18 protein-coding genes and 3 pseudogenes are annotated in these 19,563 nt (G+C 62.9%); 13 read left to right on the top strand and 8 right to left on the bottom strand.

The window, feature by feature from the left end; all coding sequences use genetic code 11:
• The first annotated feature begins 3 nt into the window (after window positions 1-3).
• Window positions 4-414, top strand: coding sequence for a CoA-binding protein (locus tag HKL97_RS07795; RefSeq protein ID WP_291424075.1), 411 nt, complete (start codon window positions 4-6; stop codon window positions 412-414).
• Window positions 415-484: 70 nt separating this feature from the next.
• On the opposite strand, the gene HKL97_RS07790 is transcribed toward HKL97_RS07795, so the two are convergent.
• On the bottom strand, window positions 485-2,158 hold the full coding sequence (locus HKL97_RS07790; RefSeq protein ID WP_291424073.1) for a GMC family oxidoreductase: 1,674 nt from the start codon (window positions 2,156-2,158) through the stop codon (window positions 485-487).
• A gap of 307 nt (window positions 2,159-2,465) precedes the next feature.
• Between HKL97_RS07790 and HKL97_RS13680 the strand changes: the two are divergent.
• Window positions 2,466-2,600: pseudogene (locus HKL97_RS13680) on the top strand (LacI family DNA-binding transcriptional regulator); the annotation flags it as partial.
• 30 nt (window positions 2,601-2,630) lie between these two features.
• Window positions 2,631-3,461: a substrate-binding domain-containing protein gene (locus HKL97_RS07785; RefSeq protein ID WP_291424071.1), complete on the top strand. Its 831-nt coding sequence runs from the start codon at window positions 2,631-2,633 to the stop codon at window positions 3,459-3,461.
• A gap of 27 nt (window positions 3,462-3,488) precedes the next feature.
• Here the strand turns inward: HKL97_RS07785 and HKL97_RS07780 are convergent, their stop codons facing one another.
• Both HKL97_RS07780 and HKL97_RS07775 read right to left on the bottom strand, forming a co-directional pair.
• The gene (locus HKL97_RS07780) at window positions 3,489-4,646 is read right to left on the bottom strand and encodes a Gfo/Idh/MocA family protein (RefSeq protein WP_291424069.1); all 1,158 of its coding nucleotides are present in this window, start codon (window positions 4,644-4,646) and stop codon (window positions 3,489-3,491) included.
• 53 nt (window positions 4,647-4,699) lie between these two features.
• Entirely contained in the window at window positions 4,700-5,800 is a 1,101-nt protein-coding gene (locus tag HKL97_RS07775) for a Gfo/Idh/MocA family protein (protein ID WP_291424068.1), read from the bottom strand.
• 92 nt (window positions 5,801-5,892) lie between these two features.
• Here HKL97_RS07775 and iolD point away from each other — a divergent pair, with 92 nt between their 5' ends.
• From iolD to HKL97_RS07745, 6 genes are all read left to right on the top strand, one after another.
• Window positions 5,893-7,764, top strand: a complete 1,872-nt coding sequence (gene iolD / locus HKL97_RS07770; protein WP_291424066.1) for a 3D-(3,5/4)-trihydroxycyclohexane-1,2-dione acylhydrolase (decyclizing) — start codon at window positions 5,893-5,895, stop codon at window positions 7,762-7,764.
• Window positions 7,761-8,726 (top strand): 5-dehydro-2-deoxygluconokinase, encoded by a 966-nt coding sequence (iolC, locus tag HKL97_RS07765; protein ID WP_291424064.1) that lies wholly within the window; start codon window positions 7,761-7,763, stop codon window positions 8,724-8,726. The genes iolD and iolC overlap by 4 nt, the downstream gene beginning before the upstream one ends.
• Window positions 8,727-8,738: 12 nt before the next feature.
• A complete protein-coding gene (locus tag HKL97_RS07760; protein WP_291424062.1) occupies window positions 8,739-9,581 on the top strand; it encodes a 5-deoxy-glucuronate isomerase in 843 nt (280 codons plus the stop codon).
• Complete coding sequence (locus tag HKL97_RS07755; protein ID WP_291424060.1) at window positions 9,578-10,423, top strand: class II fructose-bisphosphate aldolase; 846 nt, start codon at window positions 9,578-9,580, stop codon at window positions 10,421-10,423. Before HKL97_RS07760 ends, HKL97_RS07755 begins: the two co-directional genes overlap by 4 nt.
• Window positions 10,424-10,743: 320 nt before the next feature.
• Window positions 10,744-10,974, top strand: a complete 231-nt coding sequence (locus tag HKL97_RS07750) for a hypothetical protein (protein WP_291424058.1) — start codon at window positions 10,744-10,746, stop codon at window positions 10,972-10,974.
• Between the two features lie 218 nt (window positions 10,975-11,192).
• Complete coding sequence (locus HKL97_RS07745; protein WP_291424056.1) at window positions 11,193-12,365, top strand: MFS transporter; 1,173 nt, start codon at window positions 11,193-11,195, stop codon at window positions 12,363-12,365.
• A 31-nt stretch (window positions 12,366-12,396) separates the two neighbouring features.
• Here the strand turns inward: HKL97_RS07745 and HKL97_RS07740 are convergent.
• A pseudogene (locus HKL97_RS07740) lies at window positions 12,397-12,522 on the bottom strand (NAD(P)-binding domain-containing protein); the annotation flags it as partial.
• Between the two features lie 65 nt (window positions 12,523-12,587).
• Window positions 12,588-13,547, bottom strand: a complete 960-nt coding sequence (locus HKL97_RS07735) for a LysR family transcriptional regulator (RefSeq protein WP_291424054.1) — start codon at window positions 13,545-13,547, stop codon at window positions 12,588-12,590.
• Window positions 13,548-13,673: 126 nt separating this feature from the next.
• Between HKL97_RS07735 and metE the strand changes: the two genes are divergently transcribed.
• Complete coding sequence (gene metE, locus HKL97_RS07730; protein ID WP_291424052.1) at window positions 13,674-15,965, top strand: 5-methyltetrahydropteroyltriglutamate--homocysteine S-methyltransferase; 2,292 nt, start codon at window positions 13,674-13,676, stop codon at window positions 15,963-15,965.
• 338 nt (window positions 15,966-16,303) lie between these two features.
• Here the strand turns inward: metE and HKL97_RS13720 are convergent.
• Window positions 16,304-16,420, bottom strand: a pseudogene (locus HKL97_RS13720) (transposase); the annotation flags it as partial.
• Entirely contained in the window at window positions 16,392-16,826 is a 435-nt protein-coding gene (locus HKL97_RS07725; protein ID WP_291424051.1) for a helix-turn-helix domain-containing protein, read from the bottom strand. The pseudogene HKL97_RS13720 and the gene HKL97_RS07725, both read right to left, overlap by 29 nt.
• Before the next feature lie 82 nt (window positions 16,827-16,908).
• Between HKL97_RS07725 and HKL97_RS07720 the strand changes: the two genes are divergently transcribed.
• The 3 genes from HKL97_RS07720 to merA are packed head-to-tail and all read left to right on the top strand — an operon-like array spanning window position 16,909 to window position 19,333.
• The gene (locus HKL97_RS07720; RefSeq protein WP_291424049.1) at window positions 16,909-17,310 is read left to right on the top strand and encodes a mercuric transporter MerT family protein; all 402 of its coding nucleotides are present in this window, start codon (window positions 16,909-16,911) and stop codon (window positions 17,308-17,310) included.
• A gap of 20 nt (window positions 17,311-17,330) precedes the next feature.
• On the top strand, window positions 17,331-17,642 hold the full coding sequence (locus tag HKL97_RS07715) for a mercury transporter (protein WP_291424047.1): 312 nt from the start codon (window positions 17,331-17,333) through the stop codon (window positions 17,640-17,642).
• Between the two features lie 59 nt (window positions 17,643-17,701).
• On the top strand, window positions 17,702-19,333 hold the full coding sequence (gene merA / locus HKL97_RS07710; protein WP_291424045.1) for a mercury(II) reductase: 1,632 nt from the start codon (window positions 17,702-17,704) through the stop codon (window positions 19,331-19,333).
• A gap of 55 nt (window positions 19,334-19,388) precedes the next feature.
• Here the strand turns inward: merA and HKL97_RS07705 are convergent, their stop codons facing one another.
• A complete protein-coding gene (locus tag HKL97_RS07705) occupies window positions 19,389-19,556 on the bottom strand; it encodes an NrsF family protein (RefSeq protein WP_291424109.1) in 168 nt (55 codons plus the stop codon).
• Window positions 19,557-19,563: the final 7 nt, after the last annotated feature.

The raw sequence follows: 19,563 nt of genomic DNA, 5'->3' as shown, positions 1-19,563 counted from the left end.
GCAATGTCCGACGATACAATCCGCCAGATTTTGACCGGTACGAAGCGTATCGCGCTGGTCGGAGCTTCAGCGAAGCCGGAGCGGGCATCACATGAAGTGATGCAGTTTTTGCTGGGCCAGGGGTATGATGTGACGCCGGTGAATCCGGGGCTGGCGGGGCAGGAGATTCTTGGCCGCAAGGTGGTGGCCACGCTGGATGAGGCGGCGCCGCTGGATATGGTGGAGTTGTTCCGCAAGGCGGCGGACGTGGCCGCGCCGGTTGATGACGCGATCCGCCTGGGGGCGAAAACCATTTGGATGCAGTTGGGAATCATCAACGAGGCGGTGGCGGCAAAGGCGCGGACGGCGGGGCTGCGCGTGGTGATGAACCGCTGCCCGGCGATCGACATTCCGCGCCTGGGGTTGCTGAAATAGGCCGGGTGGCGGGAGCGGCGCATCTGGCCTGCATGACGATGCATTTCAGAGCTCATACGGAAGGTCTGGCTCATACGTTTGCCTGAGCATCGCGGATGATCCAGCGCGCGGCTTTCTCGGCGATCATCAGGACCGGCGCGTTGGTGTTGCCGCTTGTGATCGCGGGCATCACACCGGCATCCACAACGCGCAGGCCGGCCAAGCCGCGCACGCGCAAGTGACTATCCACCACGGCCATGGCGTCGTCAGCCTGGCCCATCCTGGTTGTGCCCACGGGGTGGAAAATGGTGTTCGCGATGTCTCCGGCAAGCTTGTAAAGTTCGGCGTCGCTCTCAAACATCGCGCCTGGTTTCCATTCAACCGGCTGGTATTTCGCCAGTGCCGGTTTGGCGGCAATCATGCGGATCTGCCTGATGCTGCTGGCGGCGATCTGGCGGTCTTCATCGGTGCTGAGATAATCCGGCGCAATCGCCGGCGGGGCATCCTGGGCCGGCGAGGTTAGGCGCACGCTGCCCCGGCTCGTGGGGTTGAGGTTGCAAACACTCACTGTAAACGCAGGGGTTTTGTGCAGCGGCTCCCCGAAGGCATCAAGGCTGAGCGGCTGGACATGATATTCAAGATTGGCGTACGCGCGGCTTTCATCGGAGCGCGTGAAGGCGCCGAGCTGCGAGGGAGCCATGCTCATCGGCCCGCGGCGCGTGAGCATGTATTCAAGCCCGATCTTCGCCTTTCCGATCAGGCTGTTGGCCAGCGTGTTCAGGGTTGCCACGCCCGAGACTTTGAACACCGTGCGGATCTGTAGATGATCCTGGAGGTTTTCACCCACGCCGGGCAGATCCAGCATGATGTTGACGCCGTGCTCCCTGAGCAACGCGGCCGGGCCGACGCCCGAGCGTTGCAGGATCAGCGGCGAGCCAATGGCGCCGGCGCAGAGAATCACCTCCCGCCTGGCGCGCACGGTCATCGCGCCGCCTGAACGGATGAGCTCAACCCCCGCGCAGCGCTTGAGCCCGGAGGGGGTTGTCTCGATATGCAGCTTGCTGACGGACGCCTGCGTCCAAATGGCAAGGTTGGGGCGGTTCTTCACAGGGCGCAGAAATGCCTTCGAGGCATTCCACCGCCAGCCGGATTTTTGGTTGACCTCGAAATACCCGACGCCTTCATTGTCGCCGGTATTGAAATCAGCCGAGCGCGGCACGCCGGCTTCAACGGCGGCGTTGGCAAAGGCTTCCAGAATCTCCCATTTCAGGCGCTGCTTCTCAACGCGCCATTCGCCGCCATGGCCGTGCATCCCGGAGAACCGGCGGCCCTGCCCGGTGCTGGGGTCCGCGCCGTCATCGAGGCGGTAATGATCCTCATGGTGCTTGAAATCGGGCAGGACGTTTTGCCATGTCCAGGCGTCATCGCCGGTCAGCGCCGCCCAGCCATCATAATCTCGTGCTTGCCCGCGCATATAGATCATGCCGTTGATCGACGAACTGCCACCCAGCGTTTTGCCGCGGGGATAGCGCAGTACACGCCCGTTCAACCCTTTTTCGGGCTGGGTGCGGTAAAGCCAGTCAGTGCGGGGATTGCCGATGCAGTAAAGATACCCCACGGGAATATGAATCCAGGGATAATTGTCCTTCTTGCCGGCCTCGAGCAGAAGCACCCGCATGGCGGGGTCCGCGCTCAGCCTGTTGGCAAGCAGACACCCGGCGGTGCCGCCGCCAACGATGATATAATCGAACTGTTCCTCGAACATGACCAAGCTTTCCGTTTAGGGCGCGATGACTTCAGATTGCCCCTCATTGCGGGCCAATTTGAAGTCTGTATCGCACTTAAAGCGCTCCGGCTCTAAGCGATTTCGGCGCCGGCGAAATGACAAGGAAGCGATTCATCGCTAGTGTCCCGATTCTAAGGTTCGTGGCATCAGAATATCTTTCTTTGCGGGGCACGAGCGTTTTGTTTTCAGTGGCCTGCTCGTCCCTGCCGTCCGCTGCGCACGCTGCGGGTTTCAGGGGCAGGACACTCGTTTGAGGTGAATAAAGGGCGAGGGTTGCGGCATCTGCATGGCGATTACACTTAAAGACGTGGCGCAACGGGCTGGGGTGTCGCGGGCTGCGGTGTCACGGACATTTACGCCTGGCGCGTCAGTCTCCGCCAGGACCCGCGCCAAGGTCGAAAAAGCCGCGGCCGAGCTTAACTACAGCCCCAATATTCTGGCGCGCAGCCTGATGACCCGCAAGACCCAGCTGGTCGGTTTGGTGTCGAACAATTTTCATAACCCGGTTTTTCTGGAGATTTTTGATCTTTTCACCCGTGGCCTGCAGGAAAAAGGTCTGCGGCCGCTGCTCGTCAACCTATCGGAGGAAACCGATCCGAAGCGATCGGTCGGAATGCTGCAGCAATATTCGGTCGACGGGGTGATTGTGGCGTCCTCGCACGTTGCCGATGGGTTTGCCGCGGCCTTTCAGGCTGCCGGCATGCCGGTTGTTCATGCCTTTGGCCGCGCCACGCGCACGCCCGTCGTTCCGGTTGTGGGTATCGACAATGTCGATGCCGGGCGCATCGCCGCCAGAACGCTGATCGCGCGCGGCTACCGGCGGATCGGCTTTCTTGGCGGGCCGCAAGACGCTTCGACGACGCAGGATCGCGGCCAGGGATTTCTGGAAGTCGCCGAGGCGGCGGGGATCAGCGCAACCGCGAGCTACGCGGGCGCCTACAGCTTCGATGCCGGACGCGACGAAATGACGCGGCTTTTGGCGGCACCTTGGGCGGAAGCCTATTTTTGCGCCGACGACGTGCTCTCCATCGGCGCCCTTGCGGCGATCCGCAAAGCGGGCCTGGCCGTGCCGGGCGACATCGGCATCATCGGGTTGAACGACATGGCGCTGGCCGCCTGGACCGGCATTGACCTGACAACGATCCACCAACCTTTCGCCGCCATCGTCGAGGCTTCGATCGAGTTGATGCAGTCACGGTTTTCCGACCCCGGCCGCCTGCCCGAAGCGCGGCTGTTTCCCTGCCGCATCGTCGAACGGGCGACCCTGCGCCCCCTGCCCTGACCAGATTCACGCCGCCGCGGGCCACGATTAACGGAACAGTTTTGGCCGCGCATCGACCCAGGCGCCCTCGGCCTTGGCGGAGGCCACCGCGGCATGGATCGCCGCGATCGAGCGCAGGCCGTCTTCCGCCGTGGGGAACAGCGTTACCGCCGGTTCAGCCCTCCGCCCGGCCCGCAGCGCCAGCAAGTTTTCGCCCAGGTCGCGATAGATGTTGCCAAAGGCCAGCGGCATACCCTCGGCATGGCCGACCGTAACCCGGCTTGCGCGGTCCGCCTCGGGCGAAAGATTGCCCTCGCCGCGCTCTATCACCTGCAGGCGCTGGCCGAGCGGCATATAGTAAAGCTGGTTGGGTTGTTCCTGCGCCCAGCGCAGACCGCCGGTTTCACCAAAAACCTGGAGCGTGAGCCCGTGCTGGCGCCCGATGGCAACCGATGATGTCCAGAGCCGCCCGACCGTGCCGCCATCCATACGAAAATTGACCATGGCATCATCCTCCAGGATGCGGCCCGGCAGGCATGAGACGAAGTCTGACGACAAGCGCGCAACCTCCTGCCCTGTTACGAAGGCGGCCATATGCAGCGCATGAATACCGCAATCGGCGAACTGGGCGGAGACGCCCGCCTGCGCCGGGTCATAACGCCAGCGCACGCGGGGGTTATCAGCCTCGGCGGCGTTTGCATGGTGACCGTGGGCGAACGCCGCGACAACCAGCCGGATCTTACCCAGATCGCCCCGCGCCACCATGGCCCGCATGTGCCGCACCAAGGCATAGCCGGTGTAGCCATAATTCACGGCGCAGATACGTCCGGCTTTGCGGGCGGCGAGCACCAGATCCTCGGCTTCGGCCTCGGTCACGGTCATCGGCTTTTCGCACAGAACATTGAAGCCTGCCTCGAGAAAGGCCTTTGAAATCTCGTAATGAGTGGCGTTGGGCGTGGCGATCGTGACGAGATCAACACGGTCTGGACGGTTGCGCTCACCCTCCAGCATCTCCCGCCAGTCGCCATAGGCGCGCTCTGGGGCCAATCCCAGCCGCTGCCCAAAGTCGCGCCCCGCGGCTGGATTATGGTCCAGCGCGCCGGCCGCAAGCGCGAAATACCCGTCCAGCCCGGCAGCCAGCCGATGCGCCGGCCCGATCTGGCTGCCCTCGCCGCCGCCGATCATGCCCCAATTCAGTTTTGTCATGGTGATACCCTTTCAGAATCCGGTGGAGGAGAGGCAGGCCCGGCGTGGGGCGTTTACAAATCGATCCAGCCGCCTGTGGCGTGGCTGGCATGGGCCGCTGCGATCACGCGGCTGACTTCCATGCCCTCGCGGAAGGTGGGCCAGACCGGCGAGCCGGTCTCGATGGCGTGCAAAAAATCCCGCGCGCCGATGATGATCTGGTCCTGATAGCCGGTGCCGTGGCCAGGCCCCTGACAGAAGGCCAGATAGTCAGGGTGGGCGGGGCCGGTGAGGATCTTGCGGAAGCCGCGTTCGGCCTGAGGATCAGATGCGCGGTAAAGCCACAGAGCGTTCTGGTCCTCCTGATCGAAGCGGATCGCGCCCTCTGTGCCGGTGATTTCATAAGCGTAGCCCATCTTCCGCCCGGTCGCGATGCGGCTGAAGCTCAGATGCCCCATTGCGCCATTGGCGAACCGGCACATGAACTGGCCGATGTCGTCGTTCATCGGGCGGCCTTCGGCACCCGGCCGGTCTGTGTAAACGGTTGCAATATCCGCGCTCAGCCGCGTGATGGGACCGGCCAGCGCGATGGCCGCGTTGATCATGTGCGGCGCCAGATCGCCCATCGTGCCGTTTGCCGGGCCAAAGCTGCGCCAGGTGACCGGTTTTTGCGGATCAGCGTCGAAATCCTCGGTATGCTCGCCGCGAAACCAGGTGATCCTGCCGATCTCGCCGCGGGCCAGAAGGGCGCGGGCGTATTGCGAAGCCGGTGTGCGGATATAGTTGAACCCCACCATGTTGACCGCGCCCGAAGCCTCGGCGGCGGCGGCCATTGCCACGCTGTCCTCGAGGCTGGCACCCAGAGGTTTTTCGCAAAGAACCGGTTTTTTCAAGGAAAATGCCATTTCCGCGATAACGCGGTGGGTCTCTTGCGGGCTGGCGATGACGATGGCCTCAACCCTGGGGTCGGCTACGAGTTCACGCCAGTCCGAGGTGGCGCGCGCAAACCCGTAGGCGCTGCGGTAGCGCTCGGCCGAGGCGTCACTCGTGGCGCAGACCATTTCCAGCCGCGGCCGCAGGGACGTGTTGAAAACGGCGCCCACGGCGGACATCGCCACCGCATGTACCTTGCCCATGTAGCCGCCGCCGATGATGCCAATTCCGATGCTTCTCATGGAATGTTCCTTAAAAGATTTTGCAATCGCTTGCAATTATGTACCGGACTCGCGATAATGCGGTCAAGAGCACCTTAAAACAGGAGAGACGCGTGGAACAGAAGGATCTGACGCTCCAACTGAGCGTGGCTCAAGCCATCGTGCGGTTCCTTGCCAGCCAGTTCATCGAGATCGACGGCCAAAGCACGCGAATTTGCGCCGGGGGGTTCGGTATTTTTGGCCATGGCAATGCGCCCGCCCTGGGCGAGGCGCTTTACGAGGCGCGCGCGATCTTGCCACTCTACCGTGGCCAGAACGAACAGAGCATGGGCTTCGCCGCCGCTGGTTACGCCAAGGCGCACCTACGGCGGCGCTTTATGTTCTGCACCGCCTCGGCTGGTCCGGGCACGGCGAACCTGCTGACCGCCGCGGCGCTGGCCCACGCCAACCGGTTGCCAATGCTCATGTTATGCGGCGACAATTTCGCGACCCGCCTGCCCGACCCGGTGCTCCAGCAGCTTGAACACACGGAAAACCCGGCGCTTGGCGTTACCGACGCCTTCCGCGCGGTCTGCCGGTTCTGGGACCGGATCACGCATCCGGCGCAGCTTTTGAACAGCCTGCCCGCCGCGCTGAACACGCTGCTCGACCCGGCCGATTGCGGGCCGGTTTTTCTCGCGCTTCCGCAGGATTTGCAGGGCTGGGCCTATGATTATCCGGCGGATTTTTTCGAACCCCGTCTTCACCGTATTCGCCGCAGCCCCCCTGATCCTTCAGAGATTGAGGCAGCGGCAGCACTTTTGGCGAAGGCGCGGCGCCCGATGATTATCGCCGGCGGCGGTGTGCAATATTCCGGGGCGGTGGCGCAGCTGACGGATTTTGCCACCGCGCACGGCATTCCAGTGGTTGAAACCATCGCGGGGCGGGCGAACATGCTCTGGGACCACCCGCTGAATATCGGTCCGATCGGCGTGACAGGCTCGGACAGCGCCAACACCATCGCCGCGGAGGCTGATGTCATCCTGGCGGCCGGTACGCGGCTGCAGGATTTCACGACCGGCTCGTGGTCCGCCTTTGACCGGCGCGCGCGGATTATCGGGCTGAACGCGGGCCGTCACGATGCGGCCAAGCATCTGTCGCTACCCCTGGTCTGCGATGCGCAAGCCGGTCTGGCGGCGCTTGGCCGCAGGCTGGAGGGGTATCGTGCCCCGCCGGAATGGCTGGCGCACGCGCAAGATGCGCGCCGGGCCTGGAACGCCTATGTGGCGCGCAATACCGCGCCGCGAAATGGCCTGCCCACCTATGCCCAGGCCATTGGCGTGGTGAACGCCCGCTGCACCGGGCAGGACCGGATTGTGGCCGCCGCAGGCGGGCTGCCGGCCGAGGTGACCGCCAACTGGCGCAGTCTTGGCATTGGCACCGTGGATGTGGAGTTCGGGTTTTCCTGCATGGGCTACGAGATTGCCGGTGGCTGGGGGGCCAGGATCGCCCAGGCGGAGCGGCAGCCCGCGGGGGAGACCGTGGTATTCGTCGGCGACGGCTCTTACCTGTTGATGAACTCCGATATTTATTCCTCGGTCCTCGCGGGGCATAAGCTGATCATCGTGATGCTCGACAATGGCGGCTTCGCCGTTATCAACAAGCTGCAGAAGAACACCGGAAATGCCAGCTTCAACACGCTGTTCGCCGACTGCCCGACCATCGCGCAGCCGTTCGCGGTGGACTTTGCCGCACATGCCCGCGCGATGGGGGCGCTGAGCGAAGAAGCGGCATCGCTGGATGATTTCGCCGCCGCGTTTGAGCGCGCACGGGCGGCCGAGCGGACCTGCGTTATCGTCATGCGCGTTGACCCGCACGAGGGATGGACCGAGCGCGGCCACGCGTGGTGGGAAGTGGGCACCGCCGAAGTGAGCCCGCGCGCCGAGATCGCCGCCGCGCGGGCCGGGATAGAGGCAGGCCGCGCCAACCAGCGGCGGGGGACATGATGCAGCGCCTCACCTGCAACCGCTTCGTGGTCCTGGGGCGCGCCGGCTTGGATCTGTGCGCCGATCCGCCGGGCGCCAAGATCGAAACGGCAGAGAGGTTCACCACCGCCATCGGCGGTTCGGCGGGAAACATCGCCGTTGCGCTGGCCCGCCAGGGCGCGGGGGTGGCGCTGGCCACTTGCGTCTCCGACGATCCGGCCGGGCGTTTCTGCCTGGCCGCGTTAAGGCGTTACGGCGTCGACACGCGGCATGTGCGCCAGGTGGGCGGCGAGAGACGCACCTCGCTGGCCCTGACGGAAACCGTGGCAACAGATTGCCAAACCGTACTTTACCGCAACGGCGCGGCCGATTTCGCGTTGAGCGAAGCCGATGTCAGCGCCATTGATTTTTCGGACGCCGGGGCCCTTGTGGTCACGGGTACGGCGCTGGCGGCGGCGCCCTCGCGCGGCGCCACGACACTGGCCATGGCCCGCGCGCGTGCGGCCGGGGCGCTGGTGGTGCTCGATATCGACTACCGTGCGTATTCATGGGCCACGGCGGACGAAGCCACCCGGGTCTGCCGCGAGGCCACGCAGGCTTGCGATATCGTGGTTGGCAACGACCTGGAATTCGGGCTTTTGGCCGGTAGCCACGCAGCCGGGGAAGATTTCGCCCGGGGGCTGGTGGCAAAAGGCGCGCGCCTCGCCGTTTATAAGCGCGGCGCCGAAGGCTCGACCACGTTTACCGCCGATGCGCACTTCGCAACCCCGATCTTCCCAGTGGCGGCGCTGAAGCCCACGGGTGCCGGTGATGGCTTCATGGGCGGGCTGCTGGCTGGTCTGGCGCAGGGGCATGGGCTTGAGGCCGCCGTCCGGCGCGGGGCGGCAACCGCGGCGCTGATCGTCTCGGGGACCGGATGCGCCCCCGCATCGCCTGACAGCGCCACCCTCGCGCATTTCATCGCCTCTTTCCAACAGACATGAACTGGACCGGCCATGCACATCGCTCCCTACGATAACCAGAACCAGCCTATCGTCGGCGTGGATCATCCGCTGGTGCCGCTGGTGTATTTCAACATCGTGAAACTCGCGGCGGGGGAGAGCTTCACCTCGGCCGTGCCCGGCTACGAGACCTGCGTTGTTCCGGCGACCGGAACTGTCGAGGTGACGAGCGGGGGCGAAACCTTTGCCGGCATCGGCCAGCGCCGCCTGAACGTGTGGGACGGCGAGCCCGAGGGGGTTTATATCGGCTCTGGACAGAGCACGCGGATTACCTGCACGCACGGCCCGGCCGAGGTGTTCGTGTCCGGCGCGAGGTTTGCTGAGGTTCTGCCGCCGTTTGCCGTCCGCGCGGGGGACATCGACCCGGTGCAATACGGCTCGGACGACACCAAGACCCATCGCAAGATCAAGCATATCCTTGGGCAGAAGTACCGCGGCCGGGTCGGGCGCCTTCTCGTGTCGGAACTCTATACGGTTGGTGCGGGCGGGTGGTCAGGTTTCCCGAGCCACAAGCACGATACCGACCGCCTGCCGCTCGAAACCCGCCACGACGAGGCTTATAATTTTCGCTTCAACCCGCCGCACGGCACGGGCCTGCAGATGTTGCAGCGTGAGGACGGAAAGCCAGGCGATGCTTATCATGTCGTCGATGGCTCGACCATTTTGCTGGATAAGGGGTACCATCCCTGCTGCGCGCTGCCGGGCTACGAGATGTATTATTTCACCATTCTCGGCGGCTTGTCGCAACGGCCGCTGGTGCAGTTCTTCCAGCCAAGCCATGCCGGTCAGATCGAGACGATCCCCGGCATCAAGAACATGATCGCCAAATTTGCATGACACTGGCAAATTTGCGCGATGTGCTGACGCCCTGCCTGACCGACGGCACCGCCGTGGCGGGGATGGTGGTTCTGGGGTGGGAGGATGCGCTGGCCTATGTCCGCGCCGCCGAGGCGCTCCGCCGCCCGGTTATCCTGCAAGCGGGCCCAGGGTGCCGCGCCCACACGCCCCTGCCCGTCCTCGGCGCAATGTTCCGGGCTTTGGCCGAGGGGGCGAGCGTGCCAGTGGTGGCGCATCTCGACCATGGCGAAAGCCTGCGCGTCTGCCAGGCGGCGTATGATAGCGGCTTCACTTCGGTGATGTTCGATGGTTCCACCCTGCCCTTGCAGGAAAACATCGAGCGAACCGCAGAAATCGTGCAGTGGGCACATGGGCATGGGCTCTCGGTTGAAGCCGAACTGGGCTTTGTCGGCTATCAGGGGGGCGCGCAATCCCTAGGGACCGACCCCGGCGAGGTTGCCCGCTTTGCCCGCGAGAGCGGTGCGGATGCGCTGGCCGTCGCGGTGGGAAACCGCCACCTCATGACATCGCCGCGCGCCGCCATTGATTTCGGGCGTCTCAAGGCCATTCAGTCCGCAGCACCCGGCCTTCCCCTCGTGCTGCACGGAGGATCAGGCATCGACACGCCAACGCGCCAGCTCCTGGCCGGCCAGACGCATATCTGTAAAATGAACATCGGAACCGAATTGCGTATGGCCTTCGGCGCCGCGCTGCGGAATGTCCTGGCCTGCGATCCGGCATTGTTTGACCGGAACAAGATTCTCGAAGCCACAACCGCGCCCATGATCGCCGCGGCCAGCCTGGCGATTAAGACGCTTTGCCAGGCCGGGCAGGATTTATGAGGAGACACGGTATTTTGGGATATATTGGCTTGCGGGTTCACCGCCGGTTCAGGGCACGGCCAAGGTGAGCGCCCATAAAATCGCGCTTTCCCGGCTTTTGAAGACATCCTCCGGCGCGCATGAAGAACTGAGGATTTTCAGCCGTTTTGTGCTTGGCCGATTACCCTTCGCGTTTGAAGCGTTCACCGAAGATGACGATATCGCGTTCAGGCTCATCGGCGCCTTGTTGTGCGGGTGGAACGGCGAGCGGGCAAACAGGCGCGGGAATGTTGAAATTTGCCGCCAGATGGGCAACATGAAGGATGAAAGGAATTTTTTATATGACACGGCTCCGCCTATGCATACTGGCTCTGCCATTGGCCCTCTCCGCCTGCAATGCCAACGGCGCCCGGGCGCAGGGGGATTTCAACGCGGCCGGCAATGATCTCGGCCAGGGGCATATTGGCAGTGGTGCCAAAGATATCGGCCATGGCTTTAGCGATGGGGCCAATGCCACGGGCGATGCCATTGTGCATACGGCCCATGTGGTGGGGAATGCCTTCAGCCAATAAACGCTGACGCCCGCCCCAGGATAGCAAAAATCGATCGGGTTGAGGCCATGTTCAGCCCCAAGAGAGGCCTCCCGGATACCGGTGCCTGTGCATCAACGCCGCTAAAAGCTGCATGGGGTGGAACCGCCCGCTCTCCCGGCTGTGGAGCCGCTTGAACTTCGTGCTTTTTATGCGCCGCGAACTGGCCAGAGTTTGGCCCGTATGTTACATCCGCTCAGATGCCCAGCCAGACACCTCCTCGCGCCATGGTGGGGCTACTTGCCGTATCCTGTGGCATAATCGTCGCCAACATTTATTATGCGCAGCCGCTGGTTGGGGTGATCGGCCCGGCTGTCGGGCTGAGCGCGCATGCCGCGAGCCTGATTGTGAGCCTGACACAGCTTGGCTATGCGGCCGGATTGCTGTTTCTGGTGCCATTGGGCGACCTTGTCGAGAACCGCAAATTGATGGTGCTGACCGTCGCGGCCTCGGTTCCGGCCCTGCTGCTGACCGGGCTGGCGGCCAACGGCGCGATGCTGCTGGTGGCCGCCGCGTTGACGGGGCTAACCTCCGTGGCCGTGCAAATGCTGATCCCGCTTGCCGCGCATCTCACCGCCGAGGCACGGCGCGGCAGGGTGGTGGGTACGGTGATGAGCGGGCTGCTCCTCGGCATTTTGCTCAGCCGCCCGGCCGCCTCGATGATCGCGGATCTATCTTCCTGGCGGGTGGTGTTTTTCCTCTCCGCGGCATTGATGGCGGTGATGACCGTGCTGCTGCGCTTTACCTTGCCGCAGCGCCAGCCTGTTGGCGGGCACCATTACGGCACGCTGCTGCTCTCGCTGCTCAGCCTGCCGCTGCAGTTTCCCGCGCTTCGCCAGCGGGCTGCTTATCAGGCCGCCGCGTTCGGGGGGTTCTCACTGTTCTGGACGGGCGTTCCGCTCTATCTTTCGCAGCATTTTGGTTACACCCAGCGCGGTATTGCCGTATTTGCGCTGGTGGGGGCGGCTGGCGCGCTCGCAGCCCCTGTCGCTGGCAGGTTGGCGGACAAGGGACATTCCAATGCCGGCACCGTGGGGGCGCTGCTCAGCATCACGGCAGCGTTCGGGTTGGCCTGGCTTGGCGCGGCCATCCATTCCGTGGTGCTGCTCGCACTTGCGGGCGTGGCGCTTGATGCAGGCGTCCAATGCAACCTCGTCATCGGGCAGCGAATGATTTACATGCTCCATGCCAACATGCGCTCGCGCCTGAACGGGGTGTTCATGGCGATTTTTTTCACCGGCGGGGCAGCCGCCAGCGCGATGACAAGTTCACTGTTGATCCATGGTGGCTGGGGTGGCCTTTGCGCCGTGGGGGCGGCACTGCCATTGCTGGCTTTGGCCTATTTTGTGACCGCCAAAGGCTCTGAATTATAGACACAGAGGGCGCGGGTTGGCGGGCGGCGCGCGCCGCATCCAACCCCGCGGCCTTGCCCGGCGTGCGGTTATAGAGAGTTACCTCATGCCCGGCCCTGATGAGGTTCGCGGCCATGCCATGGCCCATCTGCCCCAGGCCCAGAAAACCAATCTTCATGCTGCGTGACTCCGATCCGATGATAATGTGCTGCAATGGTGGGGAGCCGGAGCGCAATTCGCAAGTCAGTCCTTACCGGGGCGCACGCGGGTTGGACCGCCGCTGGGGGCGGCGTGCAGGGCGGCGGCGGCCGGCTGGCCATAGGCGGATGCCAGGCCGATGAAGGCGCGCACATAGTCAATCTCCGCATCGGGCTCGCGCAGGCCCAGGAAAATCTGCTTGGTTACGCCATCGCGGCCCAGGCGGACCGGGCTTACATCGAATTTCCCGGCATATTCCTCCACCAGCCAGCGCGGCAGAGCGGCCACGCCGCGGCCATGTCCTACCATCAAGAGCATGATGTCGGTGGTCTCGATCGGTTTATGCTGCCGGGGGGTGATGCCGGCGGGTGTGAGAAACTGGGTGTAGATATCCAGCCGGTCAGTCGCGACCGGATAGGTAATCAGCGTTTCCTCGGCAAGCTGGTGCGGCAATACGAAATCGGCGCCGCGCAGCGGATGGTCCGGCCCGACCACGAGAACCTGCTCGTAATCAAACACCGGGGTGAAGCGCAAGCCCGGTTTATAGAGCGGATCGGGAGTCACCAGCAGGTCGATCTCATAGCCGAACAGCGCGCCGATGCCGCCAAACTGGAATTTCTGCCGGACATCCACCTCCACTCTGGGCCAGCTATCCAGATAGGGTGCGATGATTTTGAGCAGCCATTGGTAGCAGGGATGACACTCCATGCCGATGCGCAGCGTGCCCCGTTCACCTTTGGCGAATTGCTGCAGCCGTTCCTCGGCGTGCGAAAATTGCGGCAACAGGCGGTTGGCCATGCCAAGCAGAAACGCACCCGCCTGGGTCGGCTGCAGGCTGCGCCCCTCGCGCCGCCATATCTTCACGCCGATCTGGTCTTCGAGCTTGGCGATGGCATGGCTCAAGGCCGACTGGGTCAGATGCAGCTGGCGGGCCGCCGCCGTTAGCGAGCCTCGGTCCTCGACCTCGCGGATGATCGCCAGATGAATACGTTCCAACATTGCCACGGCTCAACTCCAAACGTGAATGAAATTCATGGATTTATGAATTCATATCATTTTTATTCATGGCATCAAATCCGTATGGTCCGGGCAATTGCTTCATATGTCCTCATTTTTTTAAGGTGAACGCCCATGGCCACAACTCATAACCTCGGTTTCCCGCGCATCGGCGCCAAGCGTGAGCTGAAATTCGCGCTCGAATCCTACTGGAAGGGGCAATCTTCGCAAGCCGAGCTGCAGCGCGCCGGGGCTGAGCTGCGGGCGCGCCATTGGCGTAATCAGGCCGGGCTGGATTTGACGCCGGTTGGAGATTTTGCGTTCTACGACCAGGTTCTGGACATGAGCTTCACGCTCGGCAACCTGCCCGCGCGGGTAGGCGGCTTCCATGGCGATGCGCTGGACAATTACTTCCGCGTGGCGCGTGGCCGCTCGGCCGCTGGCGCCGGAGACCATGCCGCCTGCTGCGGCGGCGTGGCCGCGGGTGAGATGACCAAATGGTTCGACACCAACTACCATTACATCGTGCCAGAATTTGAAGCCGGCACGCAATTCACGCTCGATGCCGCGCGCCTGCTGGCGCAGCTGGCCGAGGCCCAGGCCCAGGGGGTGGCGGCCAAGCCGGTGATCATCGGCCCGCTGACCTATCTGGCGCTCGGCAAGGCCAAGGATGGCGCGGACAAGCTTTCCCTCCTGCCCCGCCTGCTGCCCGCCTACGCCCAGCTGCTGGCTGCCCTTGGCGCGGCAGGCGCGCAATGGGTGCAGATCGACGAGCCCATCCTGGTCACCGAGCTGGATGCAACTTGGCAGGACGCTTTCCGCACCGCCTATCAGCACCTCAACACCGGCGCCGTGAAACTGCTGCTCGCCACCTATTTCGGCCCGTTGCGCGACAACCTCCCGCTGGTGGCGGCATTGCCCGTGCAGGGCGTGCATCTCGACGCGATCAATGCCCGCGATGAGGTGGAAGCGCTGATCGCGGCAAGCCCGGCTGAGCGCGTCATCTCGCTGGGCGTGGTCAATGGCCGCAACATCTGGAAGACCGATCTGGGGGCCGCGCTGGACTGGCTGGAGCCCGTGGCGAAAAGGCTCGGTGCGCGGCTGTGGCTGGCGCCCTCGTGCTCGCTGCTGCATGTGCCGGTCGACCTGGAGAGTGAGCACAAGCTGGATGCGGAGATCCGCTCCTGGCTGGCCTTTGCCGTGCAGAAGCTCGGTGAAATTCGCATACTGGCGGCGGCGCTGACCCAGGGCCGCGACGCGGTGGCGCCTGCGCTTGCCGCCAACCGTGCCGCCATTGCCGCGCGCCATGCCTCAACGCGGGTGAACAACCCGGCGGTTAAGGCGGCTGTGGCCGCGATCACCCCGGAGCTTGGGCGCCGCCAGAGCCCGTTCGCGGTGCGCGCGGCCAAGCAGGCCGCCCTTCTGAACCTGCCGCTGTATCCCACCACCACCATCGGCTCATTCCCGCAGACCAAGGAAATCCGCCTGGCGCGCAGCGCGTTCAAGGCAGGGAGCATTGATGAGGCGGCCTACACACTGGCTATGCAGGCAGAGATTGAGCACAGCGTGCGCGAACAGGAGGCGCTGGGGCTGGACGTGCTGGTGCATGGCGAGGCCGAGCGCAACGACATGGTGGAATATTTCGGCGAGCAGCTTGAGGGCTATGTGTTCAGCCAGGCGGGTTGGGTGCAGTCCTACGGCTCGCGCTGCGTGAAACCGCCGATCCTCTTCGGCGACATCAGCCGTCCGAAGGCGATGACTGTCGAATGGATCAGCTACGCCGCTTCGCTCACGGACAAGCCGATGAAGGGCATGCTCACCGGCCCGGTGACCATTCTCAACTGGTCGTTTGTGCGTGACGATCAGCCCCGCGCGCTCACCTGCCATCAACTCGCGCTTGCGATCCGCGAAGAAGTGCAGGATTTGGAGAAGGCGGGTGTGGGGATCATCCAGATTGACGAGGCGGCGCTGCGGGAAGGGCTGCCGTTGCGCAAATCCCAGTGGCAGAACTATCTGGACTGGGCCGTGGAGTCATTTCGCATCACTGCCAATGGCGTGAAGGATGGAACCCAGATTCATACCCATATGTGTTATTCTGAATTCAATGACATCATCGCCGCCATTGCTAAAATGGACGCGGACGTGATCACCATCGAGACATCGCGTTCAGATATGGAGTTGCTCGATGTGTTCGATGATTTCAACTATCCAAACCAGATCGGTCCGGGGGTGTACGACATCCATTCACCGAATATCCCGAGCGAGGCGCATATCGTGGCGTTGATGCAACAAGCGGCAAAGCGTATCCCCGCCGGACGCCTGTGGGTGAACCCTGATTGCGGCTTGAAAACCCGCCAGTGGAGTGAGGTGATCCCGGCGCTCACCAATCTGGTCAGCGCGGCACGCGCCTTGCGCGCGGCAGCCTGATCAAAGCCTGTGCGGAATCACAAGCCGGCTATTTAATTATATGCCAGAACACCTTGGCGGAACACGCGGCCATCCATTGAATACCGCGTGTTCCGTTGATAAATTTTCAAAAAAAACCGCTGGTTTTATGGCCATTTGAAAGAAGGCGTGTCAAACGGTGTGCAAACGGGGCTCAGATTCATATTTGGTGCAGCGTGGGTATTGAGGGATGAGTATTCCTCCGGCAGCAGCCACCTTCTCTGATTTGGGGATTTGGGCAAGGCTCCGGGTATTGTAAACTGAGGATGGAAAGTGTCCACAGCGGAGATAATGAACACAAGTTTGCTGGCGGCCAGAGGTGGCCGTCCACGTGGCGCCGGTGCCGGCATAAAAAGCGCGATCAGCGCCCATTCGGCATCGGTAAGGTTGCTTGCATAGCGCAGATCATCACTGGCTCTGCCTGAATAGCGTCTCAATGAGCGGACAACCTGGCTGATCGCCAGCCTGGCACTGGGCGATTAAAGTATCAAGAACCTTCTGCATCCTCCGCAGATCGTTGATTTTAGCCTTGATATCGTCGAGGTGGACGATAGCCAGGTCTTTGACATCTGAACAGGGAACGTCGCGCGCGTCGGCGAGCCTCAGCAGGGCGCGGACCTCATCCAGGGTAAAACCGAGTTCGCGGGTGCGGCGGATAAATGTCAAACGCTGGACCAGATCCTGAGCATAGACCCGGCGCCCGCTTTCGGTGCGGCGCGGTTTCGGCAGCACACCGATCTTCTCGTAGAAGCGGATGGTCTCGATATTACAGCCCGTCCTGCTGGCGAGAATGCCAATGGGAATCAACGCTGTATCTGCTGTTCCGGTGATTTCGGGACGCATGGCAAATTTCCCTCTTGATCCTGGAGTTACTACAGATCCTATATGAGGTGTCCAGAGGCATAGATCAGGATGGATATTCGCCATGGACCAGCAGATTAGACCGAATGGACAGGACGGCGTGAGCAGCGGTCATGACCGCGAGACGGCCGCGCGGTTGCTGTCAGTTGGCGGGATCGTGGCAGCGCTCGGCGCCGCGTCGTGCTGCGTGATCCCGTTTCTGTTGTTCACCCTTGGCGTCAGCGGCGCCTGGCTCGGTGACCTGACCATTCTCGAACCCTATCAGCCCATTTTTGCGGCCGTGGCCCTCGGCTTCATCGGCTTCGGAGCTTGGCGGTTGCGCCGGCGGGCACAAGCCGCCTGCGCGGACGGCTATTGCGGCACACCGAAGGCTGACCGGATCGCCAAGACCGGCCTTTGGACTGCCGGCATTCTTGTAATCGTCGCGGTGATCTTCCCCTACATCATCCGCGCGATTGCGTTCTGATCACCTCCATGGAGTTCGTTATGTTAAAAAATCTTGTTGCCCCTCTCTTCGCTTTTGGCCTGCTCGGTGCGCCGGCCTCTGCCTGGGCCGCCGACAGCACCGTGGTTCTCGACGTTCATCATGCAGGCTGTGTGCTGTGCGGGCCGATCGTCAAAAGCACGCTTGCGCACGTTCCAGGCGTGAACGCCGTTACCGTCAGCCAGCCAAATGGGATGGCCGATGTGATGGCGGAGGTGACCTACGACACGGCGAAAACCACGCCGGCCGCGCTGCTCAAGGCGGTGACGGATCGCGGCTATCCGTCGCAAATCGCGCCGCCGAAAAAGAGCTGAATAGCACACCACCATGCAGTCCGCGCGGCAGGCGTGCACAAAACCTGGAAAGTGAAACCATGACCACCTTGGAAATTGACGGCATGACCTGCGATTCATGCGCGAGTCATGTAAAAATGGCTCTGGAGAAAGTGCCTGGCGTGATAACTGCCGAAGTATCCTGGCCGAAAGGCATGGCCGTGGTCGAAGCCCCGGCCGGCACGCCAGCCGACGCCTTGATTGCAGCGATAACCGGCCTCGGGTACCGCGCAAAGTGTGCTGAGACACACGACAATGTTAAGGCTGGGTCCGCCAGCAATTTGCATATCGCCGTGATCGGTAGTGGCGGCGCGGCGATGGCTGGAGCGCTCAAAGCGGTTGAGCAGGGGGCGCGCGTGACCTTGATCGAGCGGGGCACGATCGGGGGCACATGTGTTAATATCGGCTGTGTTCCTTCAAAAATCATGATCCGCGCCGCCTATATCGCGCACCTGCGTCGCGAGAGCCCGTTTGATGCCGGTATCGGGGCGGCCACGCCGGTTATTCTCCGCGATAGGCTCCTGGCCCAACAACAGGGGCGGGTCGAGGAACTGCGCCATGCCAAATACGAGAATATCCTGGACAATAATCCGGCGATCACCGTGCTGCGCGGCGAAGCTAGATTCGAAACCGCGCAAATGTTGACGGTTCGTTTGGCCGATGGCGGCATGGAGAAAGTCGCGTTCGACCGCTGCCTGATTGCAACCGGCGCAAGCCCCGCCATTCCGCTGATTCAGGGCCTGCGGGACACCCCCTACTGGACATCCACTGAAGCGCTGGTGAGCGACCATATTCCGGAGCGGCTGGCCGTCATCGGCTCATCCGTGGTGGCGGTTGAACTGGCGCAAGCCTTCGCCCGGCTGGGAAGCAAAGTGACGCTCCTGGCGCGGCACAGGCTGTTTTTCCGGGAGGACCCCCTGATCGGCGAGGCCATCACCGCCGTTTTCCGGGATGAGGGGATAGAGGTTCTAGAACACACCCAGGCCAGCCGGATCGATTACCAGGACGATGAGTTCCGTCTGGTTACCGGCCAGGGCGAATTACGGGCCGACCGGCTGCTTATCGCGACGGGGCGGACGCCGAATACGCGGGATCTGAACCTCGAAGCGGCGGATGTCACTGTGAACGCCAACGGGGCCATCGTCATCGACCAGGGCATGCACACCAACGCCCCGCATATCTATGCGGCCGGAGACAGCACCGACCAGCCGCAATTCGTCTACGTGGCGGCAGCGGCGGGCACCAGGGCGGCAATCAACATGACCGGCGGCGATGCGGTGCTTGACCTTTCGGCGATGCCGGCCGTGGTGTTCACCGATCCGCAGGTGGCGACTGTCGGCTATAGTGAGGCCGAGGCGCAGCGCGAAGGGATCGAGACCGGCAGCCGTGTCCTGACGCTTGACAACGTGCCGCGGGCGCTCGCGAATTTTGATACCAGGGGTTTCATCAAGTTGGTGGCGGAAGCTGATTCAGGGAGACTCATCGGCGTACAGGCGGTGGCGTCCGAAGCCGGTGAACTGATCCAGACCGCGGCCCTGACGATCGGTAACCGGATGACGGTGTCAGAGCTCGCCGGCCAGTTGTTCCCCTACCTCACCATGGTTGAAGGTTTGAAACTCGCCGCTCAAACCTTCTCAAAGGATGTGAAGCAACTCTCCTGCTGCGCCGGGTAGGAGGCCGGGTAGGAGATGACCACTGCTATAGCAAACCAATACGATCTAAAAATATCTATGTGGGGCGTGGTATTCGAAAAAAACGTAATGTGATCCGCCCGAATAATGCCCCAAGCGCGGTGAACAGCATGACGCTGCCCATCTGCCAGACCAGAACCGTCATCATCGTATCCGCCGCGTGGAATAATGGCAGCGCCACTTCGGCGGCGGCGGCGGCGGCCATGGCGCCG

This window comes from Acidocella sp., from assembly GCF_013044125.1.
Taxonomy (GTDB): Bacteria; Pseudomonadota; Alphaproteobacteria; order Acetobacterales; family Acetobacteraceae; genus Acidocella.
Note: the sequence above shows the minus strand (reverse complement) of the source record. Positions and strands in the feature narration are given on the sequence as shown.

What these genes read in the sequence shown, in the direction of transcription:
- HKL97_RS07785 (WP_291424071.1), top strand. Translation starts at nt 2,631, where the DNA reads ATGACCCGCAAGACCCAGCTGGTCGGTTTGGTGTCGAACAATTTTCAT.
- HKL97_RS07795 (WP_291424075.1), top strand. Translation starts at nt 4, where the DNA reads ATGTCCGACGATACAATCCGCCAGATTTTGACCGGTACGAAGCGTATC.
- HKL97_RS07720 (WP_291424049.1), top strand. Translation starts at nt 16,909, where the DNA reads ATGGACCAGCAGATTAGACCGAATGGACAGGACGGCGTGAGCAGCGGT.
- HKL97_RS07750 (WP_291424058.1), top strand. Translation starts at nt 10,744, where the DNA reads ATGACACGGCTCCGCCTATGCATACTGGCTCTGCCATTGGCCCTCTCC.
- HKL97_RS07755 (WP_291424060.1), top strand. Translation starts at nt 9,578, where the DNA reads ATGACACTGGCAAATTTGCGCGATGTGCTGACGCCCTGCCTGACCGAC.
- merA (WP_291424045.1), top strand. Translation starts at nt 17,702, where the DNA reads ATGACCACCTTGGAAATTGACGGCATGACCTGCGATTCATGCGCGAGT.
- HKL97_RS07790 (WP_291424073.1), bottom strand. Translation starts at nt 2,158, where the DNA reads ATGTTCGAGGAACAGTTCGATTATATCATCGTTGGCGGCGGCACCGCC.
- HKL97_RS07715 (WP_291424047.1), top strand. Translation starts at nt 17,331, where the DNA reads ATGTTAAAAAATCTTGTTGCCCCTCTCTTCGCTTTTGGCCTGCTCGGT.
- HKL97_RS07745 (WP_291424056.1), top strand. Translation starts at nt 11,193, where the DNA reads ATGCCCAGCCAGACACCTCCTCGCGCCATGGTGGGGCTACTTGCCGTA.
- HKL97_RS07705 (WP_291424109.1), bottom strand. Translation starts at nt 19,556, where the DNA reads ATGGCCGCCGCCGCCGCCGCCGAAGTGGCGCTGCCATTATTCCACGCG.
- HKL97_RS07760 (WP_291424062.1), top strand. Translation starts at nt 8,739, where the DNA reads ATGCACATCGCTCCCTACGATAACCAGAACCAGCCTATCGTCGGCGTG.
- HKL97_RS07780 (WP_291424069.1), bottom strand. Translation starts at nt 4,646, where the DNA reads ATGACAAAACTGAATTGGGGCATGATCGGCGGCGGCGAGGGCAGCCAG.
- HKL97_RS07775 (WP_291424068.1), bottom strand. Translation starts at nt 5,800, where the DNA reads ATGAGAAGCATCGGAATTGGCATCATCGGCGGCGGCTACATGGGCAAG.
- iolC (WP_291424064.1), top strand. Translation starts at nt 7,761, where the DNA reads ATGATGCAGCGCCTCACCTGCAACCGCTTCGTGGTCCTGGGGCGCGCC.
- HKL97_RS07725 (WP_291424051.1), bottom strand. Translation starts at nt 16,826, where the DNA reads ATGCGTCCCGAAATCACCGGAACAGCAGATACAGCGTTGATTCCCATT.
- metE (WP_291424052.1), top strand. Translation starts at nt 13,674, where the DNA reads ATGGCCACAACTCATAACCTCGGTTTCCCGCGCATCGGCGCCAAGCGT.